Raw genomic sequence first — 17,811 nt, 5'->3', positions numbered from 1 at the left:
GGCGCTCAGGAACCGAATGGTGCCTACGCGGGTGAAAGGCGGTGCTACGCGGGTGAGAACAGGTGGTCGCTGATCAGCCGGGCCGCGCCGATGACTCCGGCGGTGGGACCCAACTCGCCCAGTACGATGGGCAGGTTGCCGGTCGCCAGTGGCAGTGACTGGCGGTAGACCTGGGTGCGGATCGCGGCGAGCAGGTTGTGGCCGAGGCCGGTCACCCCGCCGCCGATCACCACCAGACCCGGGTTGAAGAAGCTGACCAGGCCGGCGATGACCTGACCGGTACTGCGGCCGCCCTCCCGGATCAGATCGAGCGCGGTGGCGTCCCCCGCGGCGGCCGCGGCGGCGACATCGGCGGCACTGAGGCCCCCGTTCGCCTCCAGACGGCTCGCGAGCTCGGCCGACAGGCCCTGCTGGGCGGCCTCCGTGGCGTCACGGGCCAGTGCCGCGCCGCTGAAGTGGGCCTCCAGACAGCCCCGGTTGCCGCAGGCACACGGGCGCCCTTCGGGCACGGCCTGGATGTGCCCGATGTCACCCGCGCTGCCCGTCGTCCCGCGGTAGACCTCACCGCCGACGACGATGCCGCAGCCGATGCCGGTACCGATCTTGACGACGAGGAAGTCGTGCACGGTGCGGGCGACGCCCGCGTGCTGCTCCCCCAGCGCCATCAGGTTCACGTCGTTGTCGACCATGACCGGGCAGCCGAGTTCCTGGCTGAGCGCCTCCCGTACGGGGAAGCCGTCCCAGCCCGGCATGATCGGCGGAGCCACCGGCACACCCTCGGGGAAGCGGACCGGCCCCGGGACGCCGATGCCGGCGCCGTCGAAGCCCTCCGCGAGCCCCGAGGCCCGCAACTTGGCGGCCATGGCCAGTACTTGCTCGAAGACCGCGACCGGTCCCTCGCGTACGTCCATGGGCTGGTTGATGTGCCCGAGGATCTCCAGTTCGGCGTTGGTGACGGCGACGTCGACCGAGGTAGCGCCGATGTCGACGCCCAGGAAGCGCAGTTCGGGATTGAGACGGATGTTGTGGCTGCGGCGCCCGCCGCGCGAGGCGGCGAGCCCGTCGGCCACGACCAGTTCCGTCTCCAGCAGCCGGTCCACCTCGACGGCCAGCTTCGACCGGGAGAGGTCGACCTGGTCGCCGAGCTGGGCACGGGAGTTGGGCCCTCCGTCACGCAACAGCTGGAGCAGTCGCGCTTGGTGGGCGTTCGCGGGTCGTGCCGTCATACGTCTCACGAGCCCCTCCCCGCCTCGATCGGCCTTGAGTGTGCCGGTTCCCGGCCACGTCCGTGGCTTGCTTTCGGAGGGAACGTAGCAGTGGGCGCCGGGCGTGGGAAGAAGTCACGCACGAATTACTGCGAACTTTCTCCACTGAGTGGACAAAGAAGTGCGGAGTGCTCGGCTCCGGGACAGCCGACAAGGCCGCCCGGGCATCCCGCCGGGCGGCCTGCGGACAGCCTCCGACCTTACGATTCCTCGCGCTCGTGGTACGAGCGCCGCGTATGTTCGGTGTGCTCGCGCATCAGCCGGGTCGCCGCCTGCTCGTCCCGGCCGGTGATGGCGGCGATCAGGCCGCGGTGCTCGATCCAGGACTGCCGGCCGCGCTGCCGTGCGATCGGCGTGTAGTACCAGCGGACCCGGCGGTCGACCTGTGCGGCGAGTTCGGCGAGGACGGCGTTGCCGGCCAGCTCCATGATCTTCGCGTGGAAACGGGCGTTGAAGGCGACGGCGGCGTCCACGTCGTCGACGGCGACCGCCCGCTCCCCCTCCTCGCACAGCTCCTCCAGGGCGGCCACGCCCGCGCTGCCCGCGTTGGCCGCGGCGAGCCGGGCCGCCTCGGCCTCCAGGAGCGTACGCACCGTCAGGAGCTGGTCGGCCTCCTCCTCGGTCGGCTCGTGCACGAACGCGCCCTGCGCGGGTCGCAGATCGACCCAGCCCTCGGTGTTGAGCCGCTGCAGGGCCTCCCGCACGGGCTGCCTCGACACGCCGAGGTGACCGGCGAGTTCGCTCTCGACGAGGTGCTGGCCGGGCTGGAGGGCCCGGGTGGTGATCAGTTCGAGCAGCGCCTCGTAGACGCGGTCACGCAGCGGACCGGGCCGTTCGAGCTTGGGCACCGCACCCTGCGGCAGTCCTGCGGACAACATCGGTCCCCCTCGAAAGCGACACGAAGACAGCGACGAAGAAAGCGACACGACCGGTACGTCGAGTATCGATTGTCTTTCGTCTACAGTCTACGGCGCTCATGCGTCGCGGGGCCGGGAGTAGTCCACGTCACACAGTCCACGTCATACTCCGGGCCCGGCAGGGCCGCTGTTCAGGGACAGCGGACGACCTGGCCGGCGTAGGAGAGGTTCCCGCCGAAGCCGAAGAGCAGCACCGGGTCCCCGGTGGTGATCTCGCCGCGCTCCACCAGCTTGGAGAACGCGAGCGGGATGCTCGCCGCCGAGGTGTTGCCGGACTCGACGACATCGCGGGCGACGACGGCGTTGACGGCGCCGATCTTCGCGGCGAGGGGTTCGATGATGCGCAGGTTCGCCTGGTGCAGGACGACCGCGGCGAGGTCGGCCGGTTCCAGTCCGGACCGCTCGCAGGCCTGGCGCGCGATGGCGGGCAGCCGGGTGGTCGCCCAGCGGTAGACGCTCTGCCCCTCCTGCGCGAAGCGGGGCGGCGTGCCCTCGATACGGACCGCGTTCCCCATCTCGGGCACCGACCCCCACAGCACGGGGCCGATCCCCGCGTCCTCACCGGGCGCGCAGGCCTCCACGACGGCGGCCCCCGCCCCGTCACCGACGAGCACGCAGGTGGTGCGGTCGGTCCAGTCGGTCACCTCGGACATCTTGTCCGCGCCGATGACCAGGGCCCTGCTCGACGAGCCGGACCGCACGGCGTGGTCGGCGGTGGCCAGGGCGTGGGTGAAGCCGGCGCACACGACGTTGACGTCCAGCGCGGCGGGCCCGGGGATGCCGAGCCGGGCCGCGACGCGCGCGGCGGTGTTCGGGGAGCGGTCGATCGCGGTGGAGGTGGCGACCACGACCATGTCCACGTCCGCGGGCGTCAGCCCGGCCGACGCGAGCGCCTTGGCGGCGGCGTGCCCGGCCAGCTCGTCGACCGGCTCGTCGGGCCCGGCGATACGGCGGGAGTGAATACCGACCCGGCTCCTGATCCACTCGTCGCTGGTGTCGACCATGCCCGCCAGGTCCTCGTTGGTGAGAACCCGGGCGGGCTGGTAATGGCCGAGGGCGCTGATGCGGGAGCCGTGCATGGGTGGAGTCCTCGATGCCTCGGGTACGGGATCCACCAGTGTGATCAGTGACCGACGGGTACGACGGCAGGTGATACGACAGGAAACGGGCGCCCGGCTTGTCGGCTTCGGTCAGCATCCCGGGCGCCCTCGCCCGCGTCCTGCCCTCACCCGGTGAACAGCTGGGTCGCCTTCCGGACGAGTTCGTACAGCCCGTAGGCGAGCGGTGCGCCCACCCAGAGCCAGGTGAAGGCGATCAGCGGGCGCCGGTCGGGAAGGTCAGGCGGACTCTGGCTGCTGTCGTCGGACATCGGTGCCCTCCTTCGGTGCCGGGGCGGCCAGGACGTGGTGGCGGGCGTGGACCGGACGGACCAGCTCGTTGGCGACGAAGCCGACGGCCAGCAGCCCGATCATGATGACGAAGGACGTCCCGTACAGGGCGGAGCCGTGCCGTCCGGCCTCCTCCTGCCGGTCGGCGATCCAGTTCACGATCAGCGGCCCGAGGACGCCGGCCGTCGACCAGGCGGTGAGCAGCCGCCCGTGGATCGCACCGACCTGGTAGGTGCCGAAGAGGTCCTTGAGATAGGCGGGGATCGTGGCGAAGCCACCGCCGTAGAAGGACAGGACCACCAGGGCGCACAGGACGAACAGCGGCTTGGAGGAGTCGCCGAACAGGGCGATCAGCGCGTACATCAGCGCGCCGACGCCGAGGTACACGCGGTAGATGTTCTTGCGCCCGATCAGGTCGGAGGTCGAGGACCAGCCGATCCGGCCCGCCATGTTGGCCGCCGAGAGCAGGGCGACGAATCCCGCGGCGGCGGTCACCGACACCGGCGTCGAGGTGTCGGCGAAGAAGTCCGTGATCATCGGCGCGGCCTTCTCCAGGATGCCGATGCCGGCCGTCACGTTCATGCAGAGCACCACCCAGAGCAGCCAGAACTGGGGGGTGCGCACGGCACCGCGCGCCGAGACCTGGACCCCGTCGAGCGCGACCGCCCCGCCGTCCGCCCGTTCCTTCGGGCGCGGCACCCGTACCAGCAGGACGCCCAGCAGCATGAAGACGGCGTACGTCACTCCGTGCACGAGGAAGGCCAGGGCGATGCCCGAGCTGTCGGTGCCGAAGGACTCCAGCATCTGCGCCGACCAGGGCGAGGCGATGAGCGCGCCGCCGCCGAAGCCCATGATGGCGATGCCGGTGGCCATGCCGGGCCGGTCCGGGAACCACTTGATCAGCGTGGAGACGGGCGAGATGTAGCCGATGCCGAGACCGATCCCGCCGACGAAGCCGTAGCCGAGGACGATCAGCCAGTACTGCTCCACGGCCGCGCCTAGCGCGGAGAGCAGGAAGCCGGACGAGAAGCAGACCAGGGCGACGGTCATCGCCCAGCGCGGTCCGTGGCGCTCCACGAGCGTGCCGCCGAACGCGGCGGAGAGCCCGAGCATGACGATGCCGAGCTGGAAGGGGAGCGCGCTCTGCGTGCCGCTGAGGCCGAGCGCGGACTCCAGGGGCGGCTTGAACACGGACCAGGCGTACGCCTGGCCGATGGAGAGGTGGACCGAGAGGGCGGCGGGGGGAACGAGCCAGCGGCTCCAGCCCGGGGGCGCGACGGGGGGACTCATGAGTCCCCAACCGTAGGCAGAGGGAAAGCGGTTGAGAAGGCAGTTGAGCAGACAACCACCGTCCTTGCACAAAGCCTTGCTGGGTCAACTTCCATACTGTAGACAATATTTCGTCGACAGTAGCGCCGGAACCGACGGAAGGTCGGAGGCGGGTTCGGTCGGCAGTTCCTCGGTATCCCTCGACCGAACGGAGCTCCCTCGCCATGAAAGTCGCAGTCCTCGGCGCCGGGGCGATCGGCGCCTACGTCGGCGCCGCGCTCCACCGTGCGGGCGCCGACGTCCATCTCATCGCCCGTGGACCCCACCTGGCGGCCATGAGGCAGTACGGCGTACGGGTGCGCAGCCCGCGCGGCGACTTCACCGCGCACACCCGCGCCACCGACGACCCGGCCGAAGTCGGCCCGGTCGACTACGTGTTCCTGGGCCTGAAGGCCAACTCGTACGCGGCGTGCGGGCCGCTGATCGAGCCGCTGCTGCACGACACCACGGCGGTCGTGGCCGCCCAGAACGGCATCCCCTGGTGGTACTTCCACCGGCACGGCGGCCCGTACGACGGACGTCGCCTGCGGAGCGTGGACCCGTCCGGCACGGTCAGTGCGGTGCTCGCGCCCGAACGGGCCGTCGGCTGCGTCGTCTACGCGGCCACCGAGCTGGCGGGGCCGGGCGTCGTACGGCACCTGGAAGGCACCCGCTTCTCGATCGGTGAGCCGGACCGGTCCGTCTCGGCGCGCTGCGCGGCGTTCAGCGAGGCGATGCGTACGGGCGGCCTGAAGTGTCCCGTCGAACCGGACCTGCGCAACGACGTCTGGCTGAAGCTGCTCGGCAACATCTCCTTCAACCCGATCAGCGCCCTGGCGCGGGCCACCATGCGACAGATGTGCGCGCACGGCGGCACCCGCCAGGTGATCGGCACCATGATGGCCGAGACCCTGGCGGTCGCCGAGGCCCTCGGCTGCGAGGTCGGCGTCTCCATCGAACGCCGCCTCGCGGGCGCCGAGAAGGTCGGCGACCACCGCACCTCCACGCTCCAGGACCTGGAGCGCGGAAAGCCGCTCGAACTCGACGTGCTCCTCGCGGCCGTCGTCGAACTGGCGGAGATCACCGGCGTGGAGGTGCCCACCCTGCGCACCGTGCACGCCATCTCGGACCTGCTCGCGCTGAGGAGCGCCGCATGAGGAAACGGCAACCGAAGACCTACACCCGGCTCACCCATCCGCTGGTGCGCGACTCCCGCGACGCGCCGTTGCGCCGGGCGACCTGGGACGAGGCCCTGGACCGGACCGCCCGGGGCCTGGCGGCGGCGCGCGGCGCGTTCGGCATGTTCTCCTGCGCCCGGGCGACCAACGAGATGAACTACGTGGCGCAGAAGTTCGCCCGGGTCGTCATGGGCACCCACAACGTCGACTCCTGCAACCGCACCTGCCACGCGCCGAGCGTCGCGGGCCTGTCGGCCGCCTTCGGCTCGGGCGGCGGGACCTCCTCGTACGAGGAGATCGAACACACCGACGTGATCGTGATGTGGGGCTCCAACGCCCGCTTCGCGCACCCGATCTTCTTCCAGCACGTGCTGAAGGGCATCCGGGGCGGCGCCCGCATGTACGCAATCGATCCGCGCCGCACCTCCACCGCCGAGTGGGCGGAGAGCTGGCTCGGCCCGAACGTCGGCACCGACATCCCCATGGCGCACGCGATCGGCCGCGAGATCATCCACGCCGGGCTCGTCAACGAGGCGTTCGTCGGGCGGGCGACCACCGGCTACGAGGAGTACCGGGCCCTGGTCGAACCGTGGACGCTCTCCCTCGCGGAGAAGGTGACGGGCGTACCGGCCGCCGCGATCCGTGACCTCGCGCACGCCTACGCCCGCGCCGAGCGCGCCCAGCTGTGCTGGACCCTCGGCATCACCGAGCACCACAACGGCACCGACAACGTCCGTGCGCTGATCAACCTCTCCCTGCTCACCGGCCACGTCGGCCGCTACGGCTCCGGGCTCCAGCCCCTGCGCGGCCAGAACAACGTGCAGGGCGGCGGGGACATGGGCGCGATCCCCAACCGGCTGCCCGGCTTCCAGGACGTGCTCGACCCCGAGGTCCGGCTGAAGTTCGAGACGGCCTGGGACACGGTCGTCCAGCCGCACCACGGCCTCACCCTGACGGAGATGTTCGAGGCCATGGACGACGGCACGCTGCGCGCCGTCTACTGCGTCGGCGAGAACCCCGCGCAGTCGGAGGCGGACGGCGAACAGGCCGTACGACGGCTGCGGGCGCTGGACTTCCTCGTCGTGCAGGACATCTTCCTGACGAAGACCGCCGAGCTGGCCGACGTGGTCCTCCCGGCGACCGCCGGCTGGGCCGAGACCGACGGCACCACCACCAACAGCGAGCGGCGCGTCCAGCGCGTCCGCAAGGCCGTGACCCCGCCCGGGGAGGCACGGGAGGACGTCGACATCCTCTGCGCCCTGGCGGCCCGCCTCGGCCACGACTGGAAGTACGCCGACGCCGAGGCCGTCTGGAACGAGCTGCGGTCTCTGTCACCGGACCACCACGGAATGACGTACGCGCGCCTGGAGGAGCATCAGGGCATCCAGTGGCCGTGCCCGAGCACCGACGGACTCGAACCGACCTACCTGCACGGCCGTCTGTGGGAGCCGGATCCCGACCGGCGCGGCCCGCGCGCGCCCTTCGGCATCGTCCGGCACGACCCGCCCGTGGACCTCACCGACGAGGAGTACCCGATCAGGCTGACCACGGGCAGACGGCTCGACTCCTACAACACCGGTGTGCAGACCGGAAGTTACTCGTCCCCTCTCCGCCGTGGCGAGTCCGTCGAGCTGTGCCCGGAGGACGCCGAACGCTACGGAGTGGTGGTCGGCGAGGAGGTACGGGTGGCCTCGCGGCGCGGGTCGGTGGTCGCGCCCGTGTGGGTCGACACCGCGCTCCGACCGGGGCTCGCCTTCATGAGCTTCCATTTCCCCGACGAGGTGGACACCAACCAGCTGACCATCGAGGCCAACTGCCCGATCGCCGGGACGGCGGAGTTCAAGGCCTCGGCGATCCGGATCGAGAAGGTGAGCACCGGTGGACCTGCGCTTCGGTGACAGCAAGCCGACGGACGAGGAACGCGCGGCCGTCGACGCCCTGCTCGGCCCGCCCGAGTCGTCCTGGGAGGGCGCCGCCCGCGACGGGACGGACGCCGCCGACCTGCGCTGGGCACGCGGCGGACGGGAGGCCCGGGACCGCCGCGACCTGCTGCTGCCGGGGCTGCACGCCCTCAACGACCGGGTCGGCTGGCTCAGCGAGGGCGCCCTGGACTACCTGTGCCGGCGCCTGACGGTGCCGCCGGCGGAGGCGTACGGGGTCGCCACGTTCTACGCGATGTTCTCGGTCCGCCCCCGCCCGGCAACGGTGCTCCACCTCTGCACCGACCTGGCGTGCGCGGCGGCCGGGGCGAGCGACCTGTGCGCGGCCGTGGAGAGGCGACTGGGGCCGGGGAGCGGGGTGCGGGCCGAGCGCGGCCCGTGCCTGGGCCTGTGCGAACGGGCACCGGCGGCTCTGGCGATACGCGCGGGCCACTCAGGGCTGCGGGCCACCGCCGTATGCGCCCCCGCCACCCCGGACACCGCCGTCCACGCCGCCACCGCCCCCGAATCCGCCCCAGCCGAGCCCCCACCCGCCGCAGCGGTCCCCCAGACCGGCGAGCCCACCCTCGCCCTCCTGGCACGCGTCGGCACCACCGACCCCGCCTCCCTCGACGACTACCGCGCCCACGGCGGCTACACGGCCCTGCGCCGCGCCTTCGAGCTGGGCCCGGCCGGCGTCATCCGCGAGGTCACCGACGCGGGCCTGGTCGGCCGCGGCGGCGCCGCCTTCCCCACCGGACGCAAGTGGCAGGCGACGGCCGCCCAGCCCGACCATCCGCATTACCTCGTCTGCAACGCCGACGAGTCCGAGCCCGGCACCTTCAAGGACCGCGTACTCATGGAGGGCGACCCGTACGCGCTCGTCGAGGCGATGACGATCGCCGCGTACGCCACCGGCGCGCACAAGGGCTACCTCTACCTCCGCGGCGAGTACCCGCGCGCCCTCGCCCGCCTCACCCACGCCATCACGCGGGCCCGCACCCGCGGCCTGCTCGGCGACGACGTCCTCGGCCAGGGCTACGCCTTCGACATCGAGATCCGGCGGGGCGCGGGCGCGTACATCTGCGGTGAGGAGACGGCCCTGTTCAACTCCATCGAGGGCTACCGGGGCGAGCCCCGCTCCAAGCCGCCGTTCCCGGTGGAGAAGGGCCTGTTCGGCAAGCCGACGGTGGAGAACAACGTCGAGACACTGGTCAACGTGCTGCCGATCCTGACCACGGGCGCCCCGGCGTACGCGGCGATCGGCACGGCGACGTCCACCGGCCCCAAGCTGTACTGCGTGTCGGGAAGCGTGGACCGCCCCGGCGTCTACGAACTCCCGTTCGGCGCCACACTGGGCGAGCTGCTCACGCTCGCCGGAGTGCGCAAGGGGCTGCGGGCGGTACTGCTCGGCGGCGCGGCCGGCGGCTTCGTACGCCCCGACGAACTCGACATCCCCCTCACCTTCGAGGGCACCCGACAGGCCGGCACGACGCTCGGCTCCGGTGTCGTCATGGCCTTCGACGACACCGTCCCGCTTCCCCGGCTGCTGCTGCGCGTCGCGGAGTTCTTCCGCGACGAGTCGTGCGGGCAGTGCGTGCCGTGCCGGGTCGGGACCGTGCGCCAGGAGGAGGCGCTGCGCCGGATCCTGGAGCGCACGGGTGCCGCCGCGGCCGACGACATCACCCTGCTGCGCGAGGTCGGCCGCGCGATGCGGGACGCCTCGATCTGCGGTCTCGGGCAGACCGCGTGGAACGCCGTGGAATCCGCCATCGACCGTCTGGGGGCGTACGAATGACCGCGATACCGCTCGGAGTGCCGCGCCGGCTGGTGGAGTTCACCCTCGACGGTCAGGACGCCCGGGTCCCCGAGGGGTCGACGGTCCTCGACGCCTGCCGGACCGCAGGAAAGGACGTCCCGACCCTGTGCGAGGGCGACACCCTCACCCCGAAGAACGCCTGCCGGCTCTGCGTGGTGGAGGTCGAGGGCGCCCGGACCCTCGCGCCCGCCTGCTCACGCAGGGCCGAGCCGGGCATGGTGGTGCGGACGGACACCGAGCGCGCCCGGCACAGCCGCAAGGTCGTCCTCGAACTGCTCGCCTCGTCGGTCGACCTCTCCACGACCCCTGCGGTCGCGCGGTGGATCAAGGAGTACGAGGCGAAGCCCGACCGCTTCGGCCCGGACGCCGCCCGCGTCGACGAGGAACCCAGGATCGACAACGACCTGTACGTACGCGACTACGGCAAGTGCATCCTCTGTTACAAGTGCGTGGACGCCTGCGGCGAGCAGTGGCAGAACACGTTCGCGATCTCCGTCTCCGGCCGCGGCTTCGACGCCCGGATCTCGGTCGAGCGGGACGCCCCGCTGACCGACTCGGCGTGCGTCTACTGCGGCAACTGCATCGAGGTCTGCCCCACGGGGGCCCTGTCGTTCAGGTCGGAGTTCGACATGCGCGCGGCGGGCACCTGGGACGAGGCGCGGCAGACCGAGACGACCACGGTCTGCGCGTACTGCGGAGTGGGCTGCAACCTCACGCTCCACGTGCAGGACAATGAGATCGTGAAGGTCACCTCGCCGCACGACAGCCCGGTGACCCACGGCAACCTCTGCATCAAGGGCCGCTTCGGCTACCAGCACGTACAGAACCGGGACTGACCGGCACAAGGGGCACGGACAATGGGACGAGTCACGGAACGACGCAACGTGATCCGCATACGGGACGGCGCGGTCTCCACCCGCCCAGACACGCTCGTCGCCGAGGAACCGCTGGAGATCCGGCTGAACGGCAAGCCCCTCGCGATCACGATGCGCACTCCGGGCGACGACTTCGCGCTCGCGGCCGGGTTCCTGGTCAGCGAGGGGGTGCTCGCCGAGCGGGGCGACCTGCGGAACATCGTCTACTGTGCGGGCGCCACGGCGGACGGAGCCAACACGTACAACGTCGTCGACGTGCGGACCACCCCGGACGTGCTGATCCCGGACATCACACTGGAGCGGAACGTCTACACGACCTCGTCCTGCGGCCTGTGCGGCAAGGCCAGCCTGGACGCGGTGCGTACGACGGCCCGCTGGCCCATCGCCGACACTCCCCCGGTCCGCGTCACCCCGGAACTGCTGGCGGACCTGCCCGACCGGCTGCGCGCCGCCCAGCGGGTCTTCGACCGGACCGGCGGCCTGCACGCGGCGGCCCTGTTCACCGAGGACGGCGAGCTGGTGGACGTACGGGAGGACGTGGGCCGGCACAACGCCGTCGACAAACTGGTCGGCCGCGCCCTCCAGAACGGAGACCTGCCGCTGTCCCGGTCGGTCCTGCTGGTCTCGGGCCGGGCCTCCTTCGAGCTGGCGCAGAAGGCCGTGATGGCGGGCATCCCGGTGCTCGCCGCGGTGTCGGCGCCGTCCTCGCTCGCGGTGGACCTGGCCGCCGAGACGGGGCTGACACTGGTGGGCTTCCTGCGCGGCAGCTCCATGAACGTGTACGCGGGTGAGGACCGCGTCGCCCTGCGGGCCGCGGCCGCCCAGGGCTGACCCGGTTTCCGCGACACGGCGGCGGGGCCCCGACCGGCGGGGAGCGCCCCCTGCGCCGCAGGGGCCCCGTCTCGATTCCCTTTCCCACGGCGTCCTCCGATGCGCCCTCGGGCGACACGCGCGTGGATCACACGGGACGTATCGGGCGGGGAACGTCCTGATGTACTGATGTCCTGACGACCGGCTCCCGACCAGCCGCCTGAAGGGCAGACCGTTCCATGCCGTCACCTCCCCGCACGCTTCCGCGCTCCCCCCTGCTCGCCCTCGCCGCCCTCTGCGCCCTGGCCGCCTCCTCGCTCCCCGCCCACGCCGAATCCGGGAGCCGGGCGCCGGAGTTCGAGCAGCGGGTCCTCTTCAGGGCGGACCAGGACCCGGGCGGTTACGCCTGCTTCCGCATCCCGGCGATCGTGCGGACGACGGACGACACCCTGCTGGCCTTCGCCGAGGGCCGCGTCCTCAACTGCGGGGACGCCGGTGACATCGACATCGTCGTCAAGCGCTCCACCGACGGCGGACGCACCTGGGGACCGCTCCAGGTCGTCAACGACGGCGGCGGCGACACCCACGGCAACCCCGCCCCGGTCGTGGACCGCACCACCGGCCGGATCCTGCTGGTCGAGACGTACAACGCCGGCCGTACGGACGCCGCCGGCTGCGCGGTGCCCTGTGCCCGCACTCCCCACCTCCAGTACAGCGACGACGACGGCCGCACCTGGTCCGCGCCCCGCGACCTGAGCGCCGACATCCTGCCGCCCGGCTGGAACTCCTGGTACGCGACCGGCCCCGTGCACGGCATCCAGCTCACCGGCGGCAGCCACCCCGGGCGGCTCGTGGTCGGCGTCAACGCCGAGACCTGGGACGGCGAGAGGGTCACCGCCAACCACGCGGCGCTCGCGGTCAGCGACGACGGCGGCGAGCACTGGAAGGTCGGGGCCACCGACACCTGGCCCGTCGCCGCCGACGGCACGTTCCGGCAGAAGCCGTCCGAGGTCACGCTCACCGAACGCGCCGACGGTTCGCTCCTGGTCAGCGGTCGGGAGGAGAACGGCACCGACCTCGGCCACCGCACTGTGGCCGTCAGCCGCGACGGCGGCGACAGTTTCGCCGCGCCCTTCCAGGCCCTCCCGGACCTGTACACCCCGCAGGTGCAGGGTGCCGTACTCCGCCTCGGTGACCGGATGCTGCTGTCCGCCCCCGCCGACCCCGACCGCCGCCGGACGATGACGGTCCGCTCCTCCTACGACGGCGGCGCGACCTGGGACAGCGTGGACCGCGGCACGGTCGTCACCCGGGACTGGTCCGGCTACTCCGACATGGTGGCCGCGGGCGACGAAACGGTGGGCCTGCTGTACGAGGCCGGGGCGGTGGACGCCCGCGACGAGATCCGCTTCGCGCGCTTCACCGAGGACTGGCTCCAGCCGCGCCGGGCCGCCGATCCCACCACCCCCGACCTCGCCGCGGGTGCCGCGCCCGCGGCCGTGCTCGGCGGCGCCGGTACGACGGACGGCGCGGTGAGCGGCGCGGCGGGCGGCGCGCTCTCCTTCGACGGCGCCGACGACGCCGTACGGCTGCCGTACGACGAGCGGCTTCCGCTCGGGTCCGGGGACTTCACGGCGTCGCTGTGGTTCCGGTACTCGGCGGACGACGGGGAGCAGCCGCTGCTGTGGATGGGCGGGGTCGGCACCACACAGCCCCAGGTGTGGCTGCGCGCCGAGCCCGGCAACGGCCGCGTCCAGGGGCTGATCACCACGCGCGAGGGCGGGGCGGCCCCCCGCTCGGCGTGGGTACGCACCGACCACGCGCACAACGACGGCCGCTGGCACCACCTCGCGCTGCGGCGCGGCGGGGGCCGGCTCACCCTGTTCGTCGACGGTACGACGGCCGGCGCGGCGGACGTGCCGGGCTCGGTCAGCCGGAACTCTCCGTTCGGCGTGCACATCGGGGAGCGCGTGGACGGCCGGGCCCGCTTCACCGGCGCCATCGACGAGGTGCACGTCTGGAACCGGGCACTGACCGACGAGGAGATCGCCGCCGGAAACCCGCCGTCGGCCATCGGGAACACCGTGCTGCACCTGCCGATGGACGGTGTGGCGGCGGGTGGCTGAGGGGGCCCTCGCCGGCTCAGCGGCTCCCCGTGCCGGTCCTGGTGCGCGCCGGGGCCGCGGGCTCGTCGGAGGCGACCGCCTCCGGGTCGTGCGACCGGCGCTTGGCGATGACCGCGCACACCATCAGCTGCATCTGGTGGAACAGCATCAGCGGCAGCACGGCCAGTGAGGCCTGGGCGCCGAACAGGACGCTCGCCATCGGCAGCCCGGCGGCGAGGGACTTCTTCGACCCGGCGAACTGGATCGCGATCCGGTCCTCCCGGCCGAAGCGCAGCGCCTTCGCCCCGTACCAGGTCAGCAGCAGCATCACGGCGAGCAGTACGGCCTCCACGGCCAGCAGACCGGCCAGCCGGACCGGGCTGACCTGATGCCAGACGCCCTGGACCATGCCCTCGCTGAACGCCGTGTAGACGACGAGGAGGATCGAGCCGCGGTCGACGAGCCCGAGGACCTTCTTGTGCCGGGCGACGAAGCCCCCGATCCAACGGCGCAGCACCTGCCCGGCGACGAACGGCGCCAGCAGTTGCAGCACGATCTTGACGACCGAGTCGGCGGAGAACCCGCCCCCGCCGCTGCCCAGCAGGGCGGCGGCCAGCAGCGGCGTGACGACGATGCCCACCAGCGAGGAGAAGGAACCCGCGCAGATCGCGGCGGGCACGTTGCCGCGGGCGATGGAGGTGAAGGCGATCGACGACTGGATGGTCGACGGGACCAGGGTGAGGAAGAGCAGCCCCTGGTAGAGGGGGTCGGTCAGGAAGACCGGGACGAGTCCGCGGGAGGCGAGGCCGAGCAGCGGGAAGACGACGAAGGTGCAGGCGAGCACGGTGGCATGGAGCCGCCAGTGCCGCAGGCCGTCCATCGCCTCACGGGTGGAGAGCCGGGCGCCGTAGAGGAAGAAGAGGAAGGCGATCGCGGCGGTGGAGGCACCGGAGGCGACATCCGCGCCCGTGCCGCGGGCCGGCAGCAGCGCCGCGAGGCCCACCGTCCCGAGCAGCAGCAGGATGTACGGGTCGATCGGCAGCCAACGCGGCCATCGCAGGCGTTTCACGGCGCTCCACTTGCTCGTTCATGTCGTCCGGAGGTCGGGGACGTGGTCACGGGTCCCCGCTCCATCGTGCTCTCTCACCGCGCGATCGGGAATCCGGTATACCGCTCTGACTGTCATCACGTCCGGCGATAGGCTGTAGGGGTGTACGACCCTTCCCACCTGCGCACCTTCCTGTCGGTGGCCCAGACGCTGAGCTTCACGCAGGCCGCCCGGCGGCTCGGGCTGCGCCAGTCGACCGTGAGCCAGCACGTGCGGCGGTTGGAGGACGCCACCGGCCGGCAGCTGTTCAGCCGCGACACGCACTCCGTGGAGCTGACGGAGGACGGGGAGGCGATGCTCGGGTTCGCGCGCCGGATCCTGGAGGTGCACGAGCAGGCGACGGCCTTCTTCACCGGCACCCGGCTGCGCGGGCGGCTGCGCTTCGGGGCGTCCGAGGACTTCGTGCTGACCCGGCTGCCGGAGATCCTGGAGGGCTTCCGGCACGACCACCCCGAGGTCGACCTGGAGCTGACGGTGGAGCTGTCGGGCACGCTGCACGAGCAGCTGGCCGCCGGGAAGCTCGACCTGATGCTGGCCAAGCGGCGGCCCGAGGACCCGCGGGGCGAGCCGGTCTGGCGCGACCGGCTGGTGTGGATCGGCGCGGAGCGGCTGCGCGTCGACCCGGACCGTCCGGTGCCGCTCATCGTCTATCCGCCGCCGGGCATCACGCGCGCGCTCGCGCTGGAGGCCCTGCAGCGGCAGGGCCGCGAGTGGCGCGTCGCGTGCACCAGCGGCAGCCTCAACGGCCTGATCGCGGCGGCCCGCGCGGGCCTCGGCGTGATGGCGCACTCGCGCGGGCTCGTCCCGCCCGGCCTGGTACGGGTGCCGGAGCGGGCCGGACTGCCGGAACTGGGCCGTGTCGACTTCGTGCTGGTGCACGGCCGGCGCCACCCCTCGGCGCGGGGCGCGGCCGACGCCCTCGCGTCGGCGATCCTGGCGGGCGGCGACCGGCTGCACCGGCCCCGGACCGCGGGCCTCGGATAGCCCGGACAGCCGTCGGAGCCGCCCACCGAACCGTCGGTAAGCGGGTCGTACAGATTCCGTGGAGATTACGGCACCGAAACTTACTCAATGGTCAGGAATGTGTCCGACCCTTCCCCATGTGAGCGCATTTTCCCTTGCTGACCAGCGCGAACATGAGTTCTGTTCGATTGTGGCACCCCTCCCGTCCCCGCGCCGGGTGGGGTAGCTTTCACCGCGCTGTGCGGGGGCGTCACCAGAAGCGGGGAGCGGGGTTTGCGCGAGTTCACCAGTCCTCCGTCGACGTCGGCACCACCGGTGGGCGGTCTGGCCGACGTCGTCTTCCGGCATGCCCAGGAGGATCCGCGGCACATCGCGCTCGGCCGCAAGGACGACGCCGGGCGGTGGCGGGACGTGACCGCCGGCGCGTTCCGCGACGAGGTACTGGCCCTCGCCAAGGGGCTGCTCGCCCAGGGCATCCGCTTCGGCGACCGGGTCGCCATCATGTCCCGCACCCGCTACGAGTGGACACTCTTCGACTTCGCCCTGTGGACGATCGGTGCCCAGGTGGTGCCCATCTACCCGACCTCGTCGGCCGAGCAGTGCATGTGGACGCTGTACGACGCCGAGGTGACGGCCGCGGTCGTCGAGCACGAGGACCACGCGATGACGATCGCCACCGTCATCGACCGGCTGCCGCGCCTGCGCGGTCTGTGGCAGCTCGACTCCGGTGCCGTCCAGGAGCTGTACGACGCGGGCGCCCACCTGGACGACGAGGTGGTGCACCGGCACCGGCAGGCGGTCACGCCCGACACGCCCGCCACCGTCATCTACACCTCGGGCACCACCGGCCGCCCCAAGGGCTGCGTCATCTCGCACGGCAACTTCATGTACGAGGCGGACACCGTCATCGAGCGCTGGGAGCCGGTGTTCCACTCCAAGAAGGGCGACGAGGCGGCCACCCTGCTCTTCCTGCCGCTCGCCCACGTCTTCGGCCGGATGGTGGAGGTCGCGGCGATCCGCGGCCGGGTCCGCTTCGGCCACCAGCCGCAGCTGAACGCCGCCGCCCTGCTGCCCGACCTGGCGGCCTTCAGACCGACCTTCATCCTGGCCGTGCCGTACATCTTCGAGAAGGTGTTCAACGCGGCCCGGCGCAAGGCCGAGAAGGAGGGAAGGGCCGGTCCCTTCGAGAAGGCCGTCGACGTGGCCGTGAAGTACGCGGAGGCGGTGGAGGCGAAGGCCTGGGGCATCGGCCCCGGCCCGTCGGCGGGGCTGCGCATGCAGCACCAGCTCTTCGACAAGCTCGTCTACACCAAGGTGCGGGCCGCGATGGGCGGACGCATCCGCAACGCCATGTCGGGCGGCTCGGCGATGGACCGGCGACTGGGACTGTTCTTCGCGGGCGCGGGCGTGCAGATCTACGAGGGCTACGGCCTGACCGAGTCCACGGCGGCCGCCACCGCCAACCCGCCCGAACGCACCCGCTTCGGCACCGTCGGGGTGCCCGTCCCCGGTGTCACCGTGCACATCGCGGACGACGGCGAGATCTGGCTGAACGGCGACAACGTCTTCCAGGGCTACCTGAACAATCCCAAGGCCACCGACGAGACCCTCCGGGACGGCTGGCTGGCCACCGGCGACCTGGGCGCCCTGGACGAGGACGGCTACCTCACCATCACCGGCCGCAAGAAGGAGATCCTGGTGACCTCCGGCGGCAAGAGCGTCTCCCCCGGCCTCCTGGAGGAGCGGGTGCGCGACCATCCGCTGGTCAACCAGTGCATCGTCGTCGGCAACGACCGGCCCTACGTCGCCGCGCTCATCACCCTCGACCAGGAGGCGGTCGAGCACTGGCTGACGATGCGCAACAAGCCGCAGCTGCCCCCGGCCGAGCTGGTGCACGACGCGGACCTGGAGACGGAGGTGCGGCGCGCGGTCGTCGCCGCCAACACGCTGGTGTCGCAGGCCGAGTCGATCCGCACGTTCCGCATCCTCGCCCAGCCGTTCACCGAGGAGCACGGGCTGCTGACGCCCTCGCTGAAACTGAAGCGCAAGGCCATCGAGAAGGCCTACGACGGCGAGGTCGAGGCGCTGTACACGGCGTGAGTTCGCCGGTCAGGAATGCGTCGGCGGCCGTGATCGTTGACGATATGAGTACCACC

General features: G+C 71.9%; 14 protein-coding genes. 8 read left to right on the top strand and 6 right to left on the bottom strand.

What is annotated here, in order from left to right; all coding sequences use genetic code 11:
* Positions 1–44: 44 nt before the first annotated feature.
* The 5 genes from ACFW48_RS16480 to ACFW48_RS16460 all read right to left on the bottom strand — a co-directional run bounded on the left by ACFW48_RS16480 (position 45) and on the right by ACFW48_RS16460 (position 4,860).
* Entirely contained in the window at positions 45–1,226 is a 1,182-nt protein-coding gene (locus ACFW48_RS16480) for an ROK family protein (protein WP_121750103.1), read from the bottom strand.
* Between the two features lie 239 nt (positions 1,227–1,465).
* A complete protein-coding gene (locus ACFW48_RS16475) occupies positions 1,466–2,143 on the bottom strand; it encodes a GntR family transcriptional regulator (RefSeq protein ID WP_386315200.1) in 678 nt (225 codons plus the stop codon).
* A 170-nt stretch (positions 2,144–2,313) separates the two neighbouring features.
* Positions 2,314–3,261, bottom strand: coding sequence for a beta-ketoacyl-ACP synthase III (locus ACFW48_RS16470; protein WP_386315198.1), 948 nt, complete (start codon positions 3,259–3,261; stop codon positions 2,314–2,316).
* A 146-nt stretch (positions 3,262–3,407) separates the two neighbouring features.
* A complete protein-coding gene (locus tag ACFW48_RS16465) occupies positions 3,408–3,551 on the bottom strand; it encodes a hypothetical protein (RefSeq protein WP_167355245.1) in 144 nt (47 codons plus the stop codon).
* A complete protein-coding gene (locus ACFW48_RS16460) occupies positions 3,520–4,860 on the bottom strand; it encodes an OFA family MFS transporter (RefSeq protein WP_386315197.1) in 1,341 nt (446 codons plus the stop codon). The genes ACFW48_RS16465 and ACFW48_RS16460 overlap by 32 nt, the downstream gene beginning before the upstream one ends.
* A 203-nt stretch (positions 4,861–5,063) precedes the next feature.
* Between ACFW48_RS16460 and ACFW48_RS16455 the strand changes: the two genes are divergently transcribed.
* The 6 genes from ACFW48_RS16455 (at position 5,064) to ACFW48_RS16430 (ending at position 13,605) form a co-directional block, all read left to right on the top strand.
* Complete coding sequence (locus ACFW48_RS16455) at positions 5,064–6,035, top strand: 2-dehydropantoate 2-reductase (RefSeq protein WP_386315195.1); 972 nt, start codon at positions 5,064–5,066, stop codon at positions 6,033–6,035.
* A complete protein-coding gene (locus ACFW48_RS16450) occupies positions 6,032–7,954 on the top strand; it encodes a molybdopterin oxidoreductase family protein (RefSeq protein ID WP_386315193.1) in 1,923 nt (640 codons plus the stop codon). The genes ACFW48_RS16455 and ACFW48_RS16450 overlap by 4 nt, the downstream gene beginning before the upstream one ends.
* The gene (locus ACFW48_RS16445) at positions 7,935–9,773 is read left to right on the top strand and encodes an NADH-ubiquinone oxidoreductase-F iron-sulfur binding region domain-containing protein (RefSeq protein ID WP_386315191.1); all 1,839 of its coding nucleotides are present in this window, start codon (positions 7,935–7,937) and stop codon (positions 9,771–9,773) included. The genes ACFW48_RS16450 and ACFW48_RS16445 overlap by 20 nt, the downstream gene beginning before the upstream one ends.
* A complete protein-coding gene (locus ACFW48_RS16440) occupies positions 9,770–10,630 on the top strand; it encodes a 2Fe-2S iron-sulfur cluster-binding protein (protein WP_386315189.1) in 861 nt (286 codons plus the stop codon). The genes ACFW48_RS16445 and ACFW48_RS16440 overlap by 4 nt, the downstream gene beginning before the upstream one ends.
* A 21-nt stretch (positions 10,631–10,651) precedes the next feature.
* Positions 10,652–11,500 carry a formate dehydrogenase accessory sulfurtransferase FdhD gene (gene fdhD / locus ACFW48_RS16435; protein WP_386315187.1) on the top strand — a complete coding sequence of 283 codons (849 nt, stop codon included), beginning with the start codon at positions 10,652–10,654 and terminating at the stop codon, positions 11,498–11,500.
* A 218-nt stretch (positions 11,501–11,718) separates the two neighbouring features.
* Positions 11,719–13,605, top strand: coding sequence for an exo-alpha-sialidase (locus ACFW48_RS16430; RefSeq protein WP_386315185.1), 1,887 nt, complete (start codon positions 11,719–11,721; stop codon positions 13,603–13,605).
* A 16-nt stretch (positions 13,606–13,621) separates the two neighbouring features.
* Here the strand turns inward: ACFW48_RS16430 and ACFW48_RS16425 are convergent, their stop codons facing one another.
* Positions 13,622–14,653, bottom strand: a complete 1,032-nt coding sequence (locus ACFW48_RS16425; protein ID WP_386315183.1) for a bile acid:sodium symporter family protein — start codon at positions 14,651–14,653, stop codon at positions 13,622–13,624.
* 141 nt (positions 14,654–14,794) lie between these two features.
* On the opposite strand from ACFW48_RS16425, the gene ACFW48_RS16420 reads away from it, so the two are divergent.
* Positions 14,795–15,676: a LysR substrate-binding domain-containing protein gene (locus tag ACFW48_RS16420; protein WP_386315181.1), complete on the top strand. Its 882-nt coding sequence runs from the start codon at positions 14,795–14,797 to the stop codon at positions 15,674–15,676.
* Positions 15,677–15,928: 252 nt separating this feature from the next.
* Positions 15,929–17,755 (top strand): AMP-dependent synthetase/ligase, encoded by a 1,827-nt coding sequence (locus tag ACFW48_RS16415; protein ID WP_386315179.1) that lies wholly within the window; start codon positions 15,929–15,931, stop codon positions 17,753–17,755.
* The last annotated feature ends 56 nt before the right edge of the window (positions 17,756–17,811 follow it).

Source organism: Streptomyces sp. NPDC058812 (assembly GCF_042744565.1).
GTDB classification, from domain to species: Bacteria; Actinomycetota; Actinomycetes; order Streptomycetales; family Streptomycetaceae; genus Streptomyces; species Streptomyces thinghirensis.
Note: the sequence above shows the minus strand (reverse complement) of the source record. Positions and strands in the feature narration are given on the sequence as shown.

What these genes read in the sequence shown, in the direction of transcription:
- ACFW48_RS16480 (WP_121750103.1), bottom strand. Translation starts at nt 1,226, where the DNA reads ATGACGGCACGACCCGCGAACGCCCACCAAGCGCGACTGCTCCAGCTG.
- ACFW48_RS16475 (WP_386315200.1), bottom strand. Translation starts at nt 2,143, where the DNA reads ATGTTGTCCGCAGGACTGCCGCAGGGTGCGGTGCCCAAGCTCGAACGG.
- ACFW48_RS16470 (WP_386315198.1), bottom strand. Translation starts at nt 3,261, where the DNA reads ATGCACGGCTCCCGCATCAGCGCCCTCGGCCATTACCAGCCCGCCCGG.
- ACFW48_RS16465 (WP_167355245.1), bottom strand. Translation starts at nt 3,551, where the DNA reads ATGTCCGACGACAGCAGCCAGAGTCCGCCTGACCTTCCCGACCGGCGC.
- ACFW48_RS16460 (WP_386315197.1), bottom strand. Translation starts at nt 4,860, where the DNA reads ATGAGTCCCCCCGTCGCGCCCCCGGGCTGGAGCCGCTGGCTCGTTCCC.
- ACFW48_RS16455 (WP_386315195.1), top strand. Translation starts at nt 5,064, where the DNA reads ATGAAAGTCGCAGTCCTCGGCGCCGGGGCGATCGGCGCCTACGTCGGC.
- ACFW48_RS16450 (WP_386315193.1), top strand. Translation starts at nt 6,032, where the DNA reads ATGAGGAAACGGCAACCGAAGACCTACACCCGGCTCACCCATCCGCTG.
- ACFW48_RS16440 (WP_386315189.1), top strand. Translation starts at nt 9,770, where the DNA reads ATGACCGCGATACCGCTCGGAGTGCCGCGCCGGCTGGTGGAGTTCACC.
- fdhD (WP_386315187.1), top strand. Translation starts at nt 10,652, where the DNA reads ATGGGACGAGTCACGGAACGACGCAACGTGATCCGCATACGGGACGGC.
- ACFW48_RS16430 (WP_386315185.1), top strand. Translation starts at nt 11,719, where the DNA reads ATGCCGTCACCTCCCCGCACGCTTCCGCGCTCCCCCCTGCTCGCCCTC.